This is a genomic window from Streptomyces sp. NPDC049585 (assembly GCF_040675615.1).
Classification (GTDB): Bacteria; Actinomycetota; Actinomycetes; order Streptomycetales; family Streptomycetaceae; genus Streptomyces; species Streptomyces luteosporeus.
Genome location: NZ_JBFAPE010000004.1, coordinates 208,334 through 223,286, shown reverse-complemented (window position 1 = coordinate 223,286; position 14,953 = coordinate 208,334). Strand labels below are relative to the sequence as shown.

At 75.6% G+C, this 14,953-nt stretch carries 2 protein-coding genes (both cut by a window edge); both read right to left on the bottom strand.

Going from position 1 to position 14,953, the window contains the following annotated elements; translation table 11 throughout:
• On the bottom strand, positions 1–1,918 hold the start of the coding sequence (locus tag AB0K17_RS06890; RefSeq protein ID WP_365982342.1) for an SDR family NAD(P)-dependent oxidoreductase. The gene continues 4,985 nt to the left of window position 1, outside the view; only the first 1,918 of its 6,903 coding nucleotides appear in the window; it begins with the start codon at positions 1,916–1,918; the stop codon falls past the left edge of the window.
• A protein-coding gene (locus AB0K17_RS06885) for an SDR family NAD(P)-dependent oxidoreductase (protein WP_365982341.1) crosses the window boundary here: on the bottom strand, positions 1,915–14,953 show its 3' portion. The gene runs 6,350 nt beyond the window's last position; only the last 13,039 of its 19,389 coding nucleotides appear in the window; its start codon lies off the right edge, out of view; it ends in the stop codon at positions 1,915–1,917. Before AB0K17_RS06885 ends, AB0K17_RS06890 begins: the two co-directional genes overlap by 4 nt.

Here is a 14,953-nt window from a genome sequence, read left to right as displayed (position 1 = left end):
TCAGTCCGTCGCGCAGGACACCGGCCGCGTGCACGACGCCGTGCAGCGCACCGAACCGCGACACGGCGGTCTCGACGGCGCGGCGTACGTCCTCGGCGCGGGAGACGTCCGCCGCGACGACGGCGACCTCGGCGCCCAGAGCGGTCAGTTCGGCGGTCACGGAGGACTCGGCCGCCGTGCGCCCGCACAGGACGAGCCGGGCGCGCACGGTCCGCGCCAGGTGCCGGGCCAGGGCCAGGCCGACGCCGCCGAGTCCGCCGGTGATCAGGTACACGCCCCGCTCGCGCAGGCTCGCGGGGGTCTCCGGGACGGGCACGGGCCGTACGTCACGCACCCGCCGCTCCCCTGCCGCGTAGTGCACGTCCACGTCGGGCGCGCCCGCGGCGAGCTCCGCCAGCGCGTCGGCCGCGTGCGCCGAGCGCACCACGGCGGCGTGCACGCCGGGCTGTTCGATGCGCAGGGTGCGGAAGAGGCCCACGATCGCGGCGGCCACGGCGGGCGGGGCATCGGCCGGAAGATGACAGGCGATACGGACGGGACTGCGGCGGGTACGGAGAAGGGCCGCCGCGAAGGCGGTCAGGTCGACCGCCTCGTGCTCGACGTCCTGCGGGTCGGCCGGGATCCACAGCACGTCGCAGGCGTCGCTCGACGCGAGCAGGGCGGCCCAGTCGCGCGAGGTCGCCGCGTCGACGGTCAGGACCCGGGCCGGGGCCGGCTGCGCCGGAAGCGGTGCGGGCCGCCACTGCGACTCGAACCAGACGACCTCCGAGGGCAGTTCCTCGGGGGCTGCCGCGACGAGAGGCCGCGCTTCCGCGGTGGCGGGCAGCTCGTACTCCCCCAGGTGCTCGACCAGGGACGCGAAGGTGTTGTGCTCGAACAGCAGGGTCGGCGAGAAGTCCGTGCCGTACGCGCGCTCCAGGTCGGCGGCGATGCCCAGCAGCGCCGTGGAGTCCAGACCCAGCTCGTAGAAGCCCGCCTCCTCGTCGAACTCCGCCTGCTCCAGGCGCTCGGCGAGCAGACCCCGTACGACGGTCTCGGCGCTCTCGGCCGTCTGCTGCGGCCGCGGGGCGCCCTCCAGCCGGGTGATGGCGTCCTCGGCCCGCACCCGCTTCGAGGTCAGGCCCTCGAACCACAGCACGACATTGCCGTCCGGATCGAGGAAGCGCAGGTCGCACGTGGTCAGGTCGCCGTCCGGGCCGGCCGGGCGCGGCGGGACGGCGTGCACCAGGGTGCTCGCCCCGACCGGGCCCCGGGCCCGGAACGACTCGATGAGCATCGGGATGTACGGCCGCGCCGCCGCGCCCGCCCCCGCCGTGGCGAACTGGGTCGGCAGCAGCGTCGAGGAGTCCAGTGCGGCCGGATGCAGATGGAAGTAGTCGGCGTAGGCCGCGGCCTGCGGGCTCAGGGACAGGTCCGCGAGCAGCTCGCCGTCCCCGACGTGCAGGGTGCCGCGGGCCTGCATGAAGTCCCCGTGCGCGATGCCGGTGCTGCGCACCAGCGCGTACAGATCCGCCATGTCGGCGGTCGACGGCGCCGCCCGCAGCGCGGCCACGTCGACGGTGCGCGCCGGGAACGGCACGTCCAGGCGCAGCCGGCAGTCCAGCACCGGCTCCGTCTCGCCCGACGGGCGCCGGGTGCCGGTCACCGACACCCGGTAGTCGCCGCCGTCGCCGTCCGCCGTGAACTGCAGGCGCAGCTCGGTGTCGAAGTCCGCGCCGGCGGCGACGGGGTTGCGGAACAGCACGCGGCGCAGCTCCGCCCGGGCGGTGTCGATGCCCCGGGCCCGCAGGATCCGGTAGATCATGTCGAGGAACGACACACCGGGCAGGATGCGCGTGCCGTGCACCCGGTGGTCCCGCAGCACCGGGTCGGTGCCGCGCACGACCACGGTGCAGGTCAGGCCATCCAACGCTGTCATTTCTTTCCTTCCGGCGTGCTGGACGTGCTGAACGTGCTGGAGAAGTCGAGCTCGAAGAACGGCGCGGGCGCTTCGGCCGCGGGTGCTTCGGCCGCGGGTGCGGGTGCGGGTGCGGGTGCGGCAGGGGTGTCGAACCAGAACCGCCGGCGCTGATAGCGGGGCGCTTCCAGCGCAGTGCGCGAGGGCACGTGGCCGCCGGGCGCCTGGCGCACCACCATGTGCGCGTTGGTGCCGCCGAACCCGAAGGAACTGACGGCCCCGCGGCGCTCGCCGCCCGAGCCGGCGAACTCCCGCAGCTCCCGCACCGGGAACAGCGGCGACTCCTCGAACCGGAAGCGCCGGTTGAGGGTCTCGCAGTGCAGCGTCGGCGGCAGCTGGGCGTGGTGCACCGCCAGCACGACCTTGATCAGGCCGGCCATGCCGGCGGCGCTGAGCGTGTGCCCGATGTTGGTCTTCACGCTGCCCACGCCGCAGAACCCGATGGCATCGGTGACCCCGCGGAACGCCTCCGTGAGCGCCTTCAGCTCCATCGGGTCGCCGATCATGGTGCCGGTGCCGTGCGCCTCCACGTACCCGATCTGCTCGGGGGACACGGCGGCGTCCGCCCAGGACGCCTCGATCACCTCGCGCTGCGCGCGGGGGTTCGGCGTCGTGATGCCCATGGTGCGGCCGTCGTTGTTCACGGCACTGCCCTCGATCACGGCGTAGATGCGGTCACCGTCGCGCAGCGCGTCGGACAGCCGCTTGAGCAGCAGCATGCCGGCGCCCTCGCCGAGCACGATGCCGTCGGCCCGCTCGTCGAACGTACGGCAGCGGCCGGTCGGCGACAGGGCGCCCGCCCCGCTCATGCCGACGAACGGCACCTCGTCGAGGAGGATGTCCACCCCGGCCGCGAAGGCGAGGTCGGACTCCCCCGCCCGCAGGCTGCGCGCGGCCATGTGCACCGCGACCAGCGCGCTGGAGCAGGCCGTGTCGACGACGACGGCCGGACCGCGCAGGTCGAGGAAGTGGGACAGCTGCGCGGCGATGAAGTTCTGCGCCACGCCGCTGATCGCGTGCGGGCCGGCGGTGCCGTGGTGCGCCCCGAAGTTCGCGCTGCGGGCGCCGGCGAACACCCCGACGCGCCGTCCGGCGACCTCACCGGGCGTGAGCCCGGCGTCGGCCAGGCACTCGGCACCGGTCTCCAGCACCTGCCGCACCAGGGGGTCGATGTGGGACGCCGCGGCAGGGTCGAGCCGGAAGTACTCGGGGTCGAAGTCCTCGATCCCGTCGAGGAAGCCGCCCCACTTGCTGACGGTGGCCTGCGGCCAGAGCCGGTCGGCGTCCCAACGGGAGGCCGGCACCTCGGTGACGGAGTCCGTTCCGGAGATCAGGTTGCGCCAGAAGGCGTGGTGGTCGGGCGCGCCGGGGAAGTGCGCGGCGATCCCGACGACGGCGACGGCGTGCTCGTCGCCGGCGCCCGCGCCGACGGGGGCGGTTGCGGGTGCCGGAGCTCCGGCCGGGGCGGGGGCGGATGCGGGTGCCGGCGCGGGGGCGATACCGGCCGCAGCGGCCGACGCGCCGCCGGTGACCGGCGACGGGGCCGTCGGCTCCGACGCGGCACCGGCCGGCTCGATGCCGACCCCCGGCAGTGCGGGGGCAGCACCAGCTGCACCCGCCACAGCGACCGGCACGGAAGCCGACAGCTCCGCCGCGACACGAGCAGCCGGCGCGGGCACGACAGTGCCCTCCGCAGCGGCCGGGCCCGCCGGTCCGGCGGGCGGCGCCGCCTCCGGCGGGAACTGGTCCGCCAGGGCCTTCGCCAGGAGCGTGACCGTCGGGTTCTCGATGACCGCCGACGGTTCGGCGACGATGCCGAGTTCGCGTTCCAGGGCCGCCAGGATCTGGGCCACCATGATGGAGTCCACGCCCAGGTCGGCGAAGTCGTCGTCCGGGCCGATGTGTGCCGGGTCCATGCGCAGCGTTGCGGCGATGACCTGCGTCAGGCGGTGGACAGAGCCCTTCGCCGTCGCCGGGGCGGCAGTGCGCGGCGTCGCCGCCGCAGCGGCCGTACCGGTCATGCCGGTCGTACGGGCCGGTGCCGGGACGGTCAGCAGGGCGGTCGCGTCGAAGTGCGCCGGGTCCGCGGCGCACGGCAGGACGACCGGGTCGGGCGTGGCCATGGCCCGGTCCAGGAGGGCGAGGCCGGTCTCGGGGTCGAGGGTGCGCAGGCCCAGGTCCCGGTAGGCGGGGGTGTCGACCTCCGGCATGCCGGCCGAGCGCCAGCTGGGCCACTGCAGCGACTTGACGACGACGGGTCCGCCGGTGGCGGCCCGGTGTTCGGCGACGCGGTCCAGGACGGAGTTGGCCAGCGCGTAGTCGCTCATGCCGACGGCCAGTGCGGGCACCTGCCCCGCGACGGAGGAGTACAGCACGACGAACCGCAGTGGATCGTCCGCGCACGCCTCCAGCAGGGCCTGCAGCCCTGCCGTCTTCGGCTCCAGCACCCGCCGGACGTCCTCGATCCGCTTGCCGATGAAGGCCGGGTCGCGCATCACGCCGAGCCCGGCGCAGTGCACGATGCCCGCGATCGGGCCCAGGGCGCGCCGGGCGCCGTCGAGCGCCTCGGCGAGGGCGTCGGGTGCCGGCGCGGCCGCGAACTCGACCCGCACGCCGGGGCGTTCGAGGGCGGTGAGGTCGCGCAGGCGTGCCGCGAGGGCCGGGTCGGTGCCGGGGTCGGCGAGGAGGGCGGGCCACTGGTCGCGGGCGGGCAGCGGGGTGCGGCCGAGCAGGAGGAGCCGGTCGGCGCCGCGCTCGACGAGCCGGGCGGCGACCAGCCGGCCCAGCGCCCCGGTGCCACCGGTGATCACGACCGTGCGGCCGGCCAGGTCGGTCGCCCAGTCCGCGGACGCCGCGGAGGCCGCGGCCGGGTCGGCCGGGCGCAGTGCCGGCCGGTGCCGTACTCCGTCGCGTACGCAGGCCTCGGTCACCGGGTCGGTGGCGGCGAGTTCGGCGGCGAGGGCGGAGCGCACGGCGGCCGGGTCGAGGGTGTCCAGGTCCAGGGTGCGGGCGAACACCCCGCGGTACTCGGCCGTGAGCATCCTGACCAGGCCCGCGAACGTGGCGCCGCGCAGCGTGGGGTGCTCGGTGCGGAAGGTCGCAAGGCCGTGGGTCAGGTGCAGGTAGGCGAGGCCGCGGGTGCGGTGCGCGCTGACCAGGTCGCGCAGCAGTGCGATGCGGCCCCAGTCGGTGCGCAGTGCGGCGTCCGGCGTGGCGGAGACGTCCACCAGGTCGACGACCGCGTCCATGCCGGCGGCCGACTCGACGATTCGGGCGCGGCCGGCCTCGTCGCCGTCGTCGAGGGCGTCGGCCCGCACGACGGTGGCGCCGGCGCCGAACACCTCGACGGCCAGCGGCTCGGTCTCGGCGCCGACGAGCACCAGGACCCTGCCCGGCAGCTCGCCGTGCGGCAGCGGTGCGGGCTCCCAGTGCTTGACCAGCAGCAGTGAGGAGTCGTCCTCGGCGGTGAGCCAGTGGCGCTCGCGCGCGAACGGGTACGTGGGCATGGACACCGGCGCCGGCCGGTCGCCGCGCAGGGCGTTCCAGTCGATGTCGGCGCCGTCCTCCCACAGCCGGGCGACGCGCTCCAGTCGTCCCTCGCGCACCAAGCGCTCCAGGTAGCTCGCGCCTTCCGGCTCGGAAAGCCACGCCAGGTCCGCGCCGGAGCCCTCGCCGCGGGCGTGCCCGCCGTCGAGGAAAGCGGCCAGCTGTGCGCGCAGTTCACCGGTCGTGGCGGCGACCACCGCGAGGCGTGCCGCCATGGGCACGCGCCCGGCCTGGGAGGTGTACGCGAGCGAGGCCAGCGGCGGCACCGTCTCACCGTCGAGGAACTCCACGAAGGCCGCGGCGTAGCGGCGCAGGGCGTCCTCGTCGCGGGCGGAGAGCAGGAACGCCTCCTGCGCCGCGCCCTGCGGCGCGGCGGCGGGCGGCGCCGTGGTGGGCGCCTCCTCCAGGACGACGTGGGCGTTGACGCCGCCGAAGCCGAAGGAGCTGACGCCGGCGCGCAGCGGCAGGGGCGTTCCGGCGGCGTCCGCCGGTGCCCACTCGGTGGCCTCCTGCACGGGCAGGAACGGCGTTCCGGTGAGGTCGATCAGCGGGTTGAGCCGCTGCAGGTGCAGCGTGGGCGGCAGGGTCCGGTGCCGCATGGCCAGCACCACCTTGATGACGCCCGCGATGCCCGCGGCCGGCTCCAGGTGGCCGATGTTGCTCTTGACGGTTCCGATGCCGCAGGCGGTCGCCGGGCCGCCGGCCAGGGTGCGGTGCGCCCGGATCAGGCCGTCGATCTCGACGGGGTCGCCGAGTGCGGTGCCGGTGCCGTGGAGTTCGACGTAGGAGAGCGTCTCGACGGGCACCCGGGCGTCGCGGTAGGCGTCGACGAGCAGGTCGGCCTGGGCGAGGGGGTTGGGGGCGGTCAGCGAGGAGGCGTGGCCGCCGTGGTTGACCGCGCTGCCGCGGATCACCGCGTGCACGCGGTCGCCGTCGGCGAGGGCGCGGGCGAGCGGCTTGAGCACGACGACGCCGACGCCCTCGCCCTTGACATACCCGTCGGCCCGCGCGTCCAGCGCCTTGCAGCGGCCGTCGGGCGAGAGTACGCCCAGCTGGTTGCCGGCGACGACGGTCTGCGGCGAGAGCACCAGGCTCACACCGCCGGCGATGGCCAGCTCGCTCTCCCCGCTGCGCAGTGCGCGCACGGCGCGGTGCAGGGCCACCAGGGAGCTGGAGCAGGCGGTGTCGATGCTCTCGCTGGGACCCCTGAGGTCCAGCAGGTACGAGATGCGGTTGGCCAGCATGGTGCGCGCCAGCCCGGTGCCGGCGTGGGCGTTGACCTGCTCGCCCTGCAGGACCATCGTCTCGTAGTCGTTGAACTGCACGCCCGCGAACACGCAGACGCGGCGGCCCGCGAGCCGGTCCGGCCGGCAGCCGGCGTCCTCCAGCGCCGCCCATGTGTGTTCGAGGAAGAGCCGGTGCTGCGGGTCCATCACCTCGGCCTCGGCGGGCGAGAGCTTGAAGAACCGCGCGTCGAACCGGTCGACGTCACTCAGGAAGCCGCCCCAGCGGGCGGTGCCGCCGAAGCGGCGGGAGATCTCCTGCCAGTCCCACCGGTCGGCGGGCGTCTCGGTGATCAGGTCCCGCCCGTCGGCGAGGTTGGCCCAGAACGCCTCCAGGTCGGGCGAGCCGGGGAAGCGCCCGGCCATGCCGACGATGGCGACGGCGTCGTCGGCCACGGGTGCGGGCGCGGGCTCCGGTACGGGCACGGGTGCGGGCGCCGGGGCCCGCTGCGCCAGGGCGGGGTGCTCCGCCAGCAGGTGACGGGCGAGCTTGTCGATCGTGTTGGCGCCGAACAGCGTCGTCGTCGGCACGCTCACGCCGTAGCGCTCCTCCAGGGAGACGGACAGCGACTGCAGCCCGAAGGAATCCAGGCCGTACTCGCCGAAACCGGCCTCCGGGTCGAGCGCCTGCGGCGCCAGGCCGAGGAGCTCGGCGACCATCGTGCGCAGCTCACCGGCCAGTTCACCGGGTGCCGCGGGGGCGGCGACGGGAGCGGGGGCCGGTGCGGTCTCCCGCACCCGCATCGCCTCGACGTGCCCGCGCATCCGCTCGGGCTCCCCGGGCAGGACGGCGACCTGGGGGCGGTCCAGCCGCAGGACCAGGCCCAGCAGGCGCTCGCCCTCGTCGGCCTCCAGGTAGCGGAAGCCGGTGTCGGCGAGGTAGCGCTGCTCGTCGTCGGCGTCCACGTGCATGCCTCCGGCGCGCCACATGGGCCAGTCGACGGAGACCGTGCGCCCGCTGCGGCGGCCCGCCCGGCGCAGCGTCTCGCGCTCCTCGGCGAAGCCGTCGAGGAAGCGGGCGCCGACCGCGTAGTCGACGAGGCCGTAGTCGCCGAGCTGGCCGGCGAGGGAGGAGTACAGGACGAACAGCTCCAGCGGTTCGTCGCGGGTCACCTCGTCCAGCACGCGCGTTCCCTCGAAGCGGGCCCGCAGGTGGGTACGGAACTCGGCGACGTCCTTGCCCGGCAGCGGCGTGCGCGAGGCGGTCGCGGCGAGGTGGAAGACGCCGTGCAGCGCACCCCACCTGTCCTTGACGTCCGCCACGACCCGGGCCATGGCGGCGGGATCGTCCACGGAGGCCTGGAAGTACGCCACGTCCCCGAGCGCGCTCAACTCGGCGAGCTCACGTGCGCGGTCCGCGGCGGACGACCGGCCGGTCAGGGCGACGCGGGCCCCGCGCGCCAGCAGCGTACGGGCCAGCAGCAGCCCGAGCCCGCCGGCGCCACCGGTCACCAGGTGGACGCCGTCCGCGCGCAGCGGCGACGCGGTGACGGGGCGGGCGGGGACCTCGGCGAGCACGCGCACGCTGCGGCCGGTGGCCGCGAGGCGGACCGCGGCCGCGGAGAGCCGCTCGGCGGTCACCTCGGCGAGCAGGGCGGCCGGCTCGACCCGGCCGGCGACGCGCACGACACCGAAGGCGGTGCCGGGGAGCGCGGCGCGCAGCGAGGCGTCGAACCCGCCCCACGCCTCGGCCATGGCGCCCTCGGGCACCAGCACCTGGATCCGCGCCGCGGCGCGGGAGGGGGCGGCCGTCATGGCCTGTACGAGCAGGAACACGGACTCGATACCGAGGTCCTGGCGGTCGGGGTGCAGGAGCGGCCACTGGTGCACGATCCGCTCGGCGGGGGTGGCGAGCAGCCGGGCGTAGTCCTCGCTCGCGCCGGGCCGGATGGTGACGGTGGCCCCGTTGTCGACGTACGCGTCACCGACCCGCACGTGCACGGCCCCGGGAACGGCCAGATCACCGAAGACCAGCACCCGCCCGGCACCGACCCCGGCCCCGGGCACGCCCTCGGCCACCCACTCGGCACCGAAGAGACTGACGGGGGCGGCCGCGGGGCCGCCGACCGGGGCGCCCCCGGCCGGGGCGACGGCCGCGGGCGCGGTTCCTGCCGTCGGCACCGTCGGCGCCGTGGGCGCCACCGAGGCGGCGCCCGTCGTTCCCGGCTCAGCCGCAGGCGTCACCGTGCCGTCCGTGAACCAGTGGCGTTCCGATGCGAAGGGGTACGTCGGCAGGGAGCGGAGCTTCGGGAGGGTCGTCCAGCGAGCCGCCCAGTCGACCGTTGCGCCGCGTACCCATGCGGCCGCCGTGGCCTCGTCGTCGTGGCCGTCGAACGGTGTGCGGTCGGCGTGGCGGTCGACGTGGCCGGTGTGCAGGCCGGTCGGGTCGCCGGCGAGGAAGCGGCGCAGTGCGGCCACCGCCTGGTCGCCGGAGGCGGCGACGAACGCGAGGCGTTCGGCGTGTTCGGCGCGGCCGGTCTGGAGCGTGCGTGCGGTACCGGCGAGGTCGTGGGACCAGGAGTCGCGGGCGTCCAGCAGTGCCTGCGCGGAGGCGCGCAGTCGCTGCGGGTCGCGGGCGGAGAGGACGACGACGGCCCGGTCGACGGACGGCGCCGGCTCGTTCGTCGGGTACTCCTCCAGGACGACGTGGGCGTTGACCCCGCCGTAGCCGAAGGAGCTCACCCCGGCGCGCCGGGGCACGCCCGGCGCCGGGGGTGCCCAGTCGCGGCCGGTCGTCGCGATCTCGAACGGGGTGCCGTCCAGGGCCAGGTGGGGGTTGAGCTCGGGCCCGTGGGGGTCGCCGGTGATGCGGCCGTGCCGCAGGGACAGCAGCACGCGCAGCACGGCGGCGATGCCCGCCGCGGGCTCCAGGTGGCCGATGGTGTTCTTCAGTGCGCCCAGGGCGCAGTGCGGCGCTGCGGGCGCCGGGTGGCCCCAGTCGCGGTAGAGCTCGGTGAAGGCCTGCCGCAGGCCGTTGGTCTCGGCGGGGTCGCCGATGACGGTGCCGGTGCCGTGGGTCTCGATGTAGCCGACGGTTGCGGGGTCGATGCCGGCCTCGCGGTGGGCGCGCACGACGACCTCGGCCTGGGCGCGCGGGTTGGGGGCGGTGAGCGAGTTGGAGCGCCCGCCGTGGTTGACGGCGGTGCCGCGCAGGACGGCGAGGACCGGGTTGCCGTCGGCCAGGGCCCGGCTGAGCCGCTTGAGGACGACGGCGCCGACGCCCTCGCCGCGCACGTATCCGGCGGCGTCCTTGTCGAAGGCGCGGCCCACGCCGTCGGGGCTGAGCATGCCGGCGCGTTCGAGGGAGGCGAAGGTCAGGGGCGAGAGCATGAGGCTGACGCCGCCGGCGACGACGGTGTCGCAGTGGCCGAGCCGCAGGGCCTCGGCGGCGCGGTGCAGGGCGACGAGCGAGCTGGAGCAGGCGGTGTCGACCGGTTCGCTGGGGCCGCGCAGGTCGAGGTGGTAGGAGATGCGGTTGGCCAGCATGGAGGGGGTCAGGCCGGTCGAGGAGTACGCGTCGGTGGCGGTGCCGGAGCGCTGCACCAGCTCGGCGTACTCGGAGGAGCCGACGCCGACGAAGAGGCCGGTGTCGGTGCCGGCGAGGCGGGCCGGGTCGATGCCGGCGTCCTCCAGTGCCGCCCACACGGTGCGCAGCAGCAGCCGCTGTCTGGGGTCCATCCACCGGGCCTCGCGCGGCGAGATGCCGAAGAACAGCGGGTCGAAGCGGTCGATGTCGGGCATGAACCCGCCGCGGGTGATGCGGGTGCGGTCGGGGTGGTGGGCCGGGTCGCCGTAGTGCGCGGCGGTGTCCCAGCGGTCGGCGGGCACCTCGGTGAACAGGTCGCCGCCCTTCTGCAGGGCGGTCCAGAACTCCTCCAGGTCGTGTGCGCCCGGCAGCGTACCGGCCATGCCGACGATCACGACGGGGTCGTCGGCGGCGGGGGCCGGCGCGGCCGCGATCGCGTCCGCGGCGGGCACGCCTGCGGCGTCGGGGTGTTCGGCCTCCAGCCAGGCGGCGAGTGCCGCCGGCGTGGGGGTGGCGAGCAGCTGGTCGGGGCCGACGGAGACGCCGAAGGTGCCGGAGACCTCGTCGGCGAGCCGGATCAGGCTGAGGGAGTCCAGGCCGTGCTCGTGGAAGGAGCCGGCCGCATCGAGGTCGGCGACGGGGTAGCCACTGACGGTGCCCAGCAGGCGCAGCACGGTCTCCAGGACACGGCCGTCCTGCCGCTCGGCGTGCGCCGGTGCGGCGGCGGGGGTCACGGCGTCGATCCAGCAGCGGGTCCGTGCGAACGGGTAGCCGGGCAGGGACAGCGGGCGCACCGGGTGCTCGTGGGCGGCGGCCCAGTCGAAGACCTCACCGGCGGCCCAGCGGCGGGCGACGCCCTCGGGGTCGGCCGGGGAGGGCACGGTGGCGGCTCCCGGCTCGGCGGTGACCACGCCGCGGTACCCGCCGGGCCGGCCGGCGAGGAACGCATCGAGCGCGTCGGCGAGTTCGCCCGCGGAGCGTGCGACGACGGCGAACCGGTGGGCCATGGGCTCGCGGCCGGTCTGCAGGGTGTGGGCCACGCGGGCGAGGTCGATCGCGCCGGCGGCGGAGCCGGTGCGGGCGGCCAGTTCGCGCAGGGTGGTGCCGCCGTGCACGGCGCCGGGACGGGCGGCGTCGCCGAGGCCGATCAGGCGCACCATGGTCGCCGGGTCGAGGCCCAGGTCGTCGAGGGGTTCGTCGACCGCCGTGACGGGTACGCCGACGGCGGCGGCTATCTCCGCCACGTCCTTGCCGCCCGCAGCGGGGATCGTGGCGCGCAGCCGCTGCAGCATCGTTTCGGCCACGCGGCGCAGTCCCTCGGCGTCGCGTGCCGAGAACGGGAAGACGGCCGGCCCGGTGAGGGGGGCCGTGGGTGCGTCGTCGCGGTACTCCTCGACGACGAGGTGGGCGTTGGAGCCGCCCGCGCCGAAGGCGCTGATGCCCGCGCGCAGCGGCCCGGTGCCCGTCCAGGGGGCGAGTTCCCGCTGGACCCGGAAGGGCGAGGCGGCCCAGTCGACGGCCGGGTTGAGGGTGTCGGCGTGCAGCGAGGGGGCCAGTTCGCGGGCCCGCATCTGCAGCAGGACCTTGGTCAGGGCGGCGACGCCCGCGGCGGACTCCAGGTGGCCGACGTTGGACTTCACCGAGCCCAGGGCGACCGTGCCGGCCGGCAGCTTGCCGAAGGCCCGGTCGAGTCCGGCGACCTCGGCCGGGTCGCCGAGCGCGGTGCCGGTGCCGTGGGCCTCCACGTACGACACGCTCGCCGGCTCGACGCCGGCCCGCTGCAGCGCCTGGGCGATGACCTCGCCCTGGGCGGACGGGCTCGGCACGGCGTACCCGCCGGTCTTGCCCCCGTGGTTGACGGCGCTGCCGAGGATGACGCCGAGGATCCGGTCGCCGTCTCGTTCGGCGGCGGCCAGCGGCTTGAGCAGGACGGCGCCGACGCCCTCGCCGGGCACCATGCCGTCGCCGCCGTCGGCGAAGCTGCGGCAGCGCCCGCTCGCGCCGGTGAAGCCACCGGCCGCGAGCTGGCGGTACTTGCGCGGGTGCGGGGCGAGGTTGACGCCGCCGGCGAGCGCGTACTCGGCCTGCCCGGACGCCAGGGCCTCGCAGGCGAGGTGGATGGCCGTCAGCGAGGAGGAGCACATGGTGTCGATCGCCAGGCTCGGGCCGTGGAGGTCGAGGACGTAGGAGACCCGGTTGGCGATGGAGGCGTAGCCCATGCCGCCGGCGAGTCCGCGCTCGTCCTCGAACAGCTGGTAGTGGCCGTACATGACGCCCACGTACACCCCGACACGGCTGCCGCGCAGGCGGGCACGGGTGTAGCCGGCGTCCTCCAGGGCGTGCCAGGAGGTCTGCAGGAAGAGACGTTCCTGCGGGTCGGTGAGCTCGGCCTCGCGCAGCGACATCTGGAAGAAGCGGGGGTCGAACTCGTCGATGCCGTCGAGGAATCCACCCCAGCGGCTGAGCTGCTGGCCGTCGGCGGGTGCCTGCGCGCGGTGGTCCCAGCGGTCGGCCGGCACCTCGCGCACGCAGTCGCGGCCGGCGCGCAGGTTCGCCCAGAAGGCGTCGGTGTCGTCGGCCAGGGGGTAGCGGCCGGCGACGCCGATGACGGCGATGCGCTGGTCCGCGCCGGCGCGGGGGGCAGGGGCGGGTTCGGTCGCACCCCGGACGGCCGGGGAAGCCGGGGCAGCCGCGGGGGCCGGGGTGGCCGGGGCCTCGGGGAGCAGGGCGCGCACCTTGTCGGCGTGCCGCTGCAGCAGGTAGTCGGCGATCTCGCGGATCGTCGGGTACTCGAAGAGCAGCGTCGCCGGCAGCTCGCCCATGCGCCGGGAGAGGACGTCGACGATCTGCGGCACGGTCAGCGAGTCGACGCCGAAGTTCTCGTACGTCTCGTCCAGCCAGAGGCGCTCGTGCGGCACCTGGAGGATCTCGGCGAAGGCGTCCTTGACGTAGGCGTGGGCGGCCCCGGTCAGCGCGTCGGTGTTGCCGCTGCCGGACGGTACGGGCGCGGCCACGGGGGCCGGGGCCGGGACGGCCCGCTCGGGCGCGACTGCGGCGGGGGCGGGCGCGTCGCCGTCCGCCGCCGTGTGGGCGACCACCACGTGCTGGGTCAGTCCCTCGTCGGCGGGCAGGGCGCGGCTGCGGGCGAAGCCGGCGAGGGCGAGGGCCTTGCGCCAGCCGGGCGCGGACAGCAGCGGCGAGCCGGGCAGGCGCAGTTCGGCGTCGCGGTGCAGCCACCAGCCGTCGAGCAGGCCGAAAGTGAGGGTGGCGGTGAGGACGTTGCTGCTGGCCTCGTTGAGCACCAGGCGTCCGCCGGGCTTGAGCAGCCAGGCGACGGCGCGCAGGGTGGCGAGCAGGTCGGGGGTGGCGTGCAGGACGTTGGCGGCCACGACGAGGTCGGCGCTGCCGGGCGTGAAGCCCTGGGCGGCCGGGTCGCCGGAGACGTCGAGCTGCTGGAAGCGGACGAAGGGGTGCTCGGCGGCGAACCGCTGCCGGCCGTGCTGCAGGAAGGCGCGGGAGATGTCGGTGTAGACGTAGTCGACGTCCGCGCCCGAGGCGGCGAGAGCGGGCAGCACGCCGGCAGTGGTGCCGCCGGTGCCGGCGCCGATCTCGACGACGGTCAGGGGGCCGTCGTGGGCGCAGACGTGGTCGAGGACGGCGCCGACGACGAGTTCGTTGGCGCGGTCGACCACCGGGCTGCCCCGGTAGGCGCCTTCGACGAGGGTGGTCGAGCCCCCGGGGAACATCACGTCGGTGGCGCGGACGGTGCCGCGCAGCACGCCGAAGAGACTGTGCAGGCACGGGCGCAGCAGCCGGTCGAAGCGGTTGAGGGCCGGCTTCTGCTCGCACAGGGCGACGAGTTCGGCCTCGGGGTCGGCGGCGGCCGGGCGGCCGGTGGGGGCGAGGTGCCCGCCGTGCTCGCGCAGGTGTCCGCTGCCGGTCAGCTGCCGCAGGATCTCGGCGAAGAGCCGGCCCTGGGCGGGGACGACGCGCAGGTGCGCGGTGAGCGTCTCGACGGTCCAGGTCTCGGCGGGGTCGAGGAAGACGCCTTCGGCGCGGAAGAGGGTCCACAGCCAGTCGCACATGACCTCGGTCAGGCGGGCGTCGTCGGCCTCAGTGAGCAGTCGGGCGACGGGCGGCAGTGCGGCCAGTGACGGCACCAGCGCGGTGTCGTTCGGCGGCGCCGTGTCGTCCGTGTCCTCGCGGTGGCGTTCGACGCCGACGGCGGCGAGGGCGGAGTCGTCGGCCTTGACCACGACGACCTGCCGGTCGCCGCGTCCGAGCACGGCGTGCACGGCGGTCATCCCCTCCTCCGGGGTGATCGAGTGGATTCCGGCTGCGGCGAGCCGGCTGCGGTGGCGCTCGTCGGCGACGATGCCGACGGTCCCCCAGTAGCCCCAGTTGATGACGGCGACGCGGGCGGGCAGGGCGCCGTCGAGGTGGTGGGCGAAGGCGTCCTCGAAGGTGGATCCGGCCGCGTAGTTGCCCTGGCCGGCGCTGCCGCCGAGCGCCACGGCGGAGGAGAAGAACAGCACGAAGTCCACGTCGGTGGCCCCGGCGAGCGCGGCGTACAGCGCGACCGAGGTGCGGGTCTTGGCCTCCAGGACGGACCGGAAGGTCTCCTGCGTCATCGTTGCGACA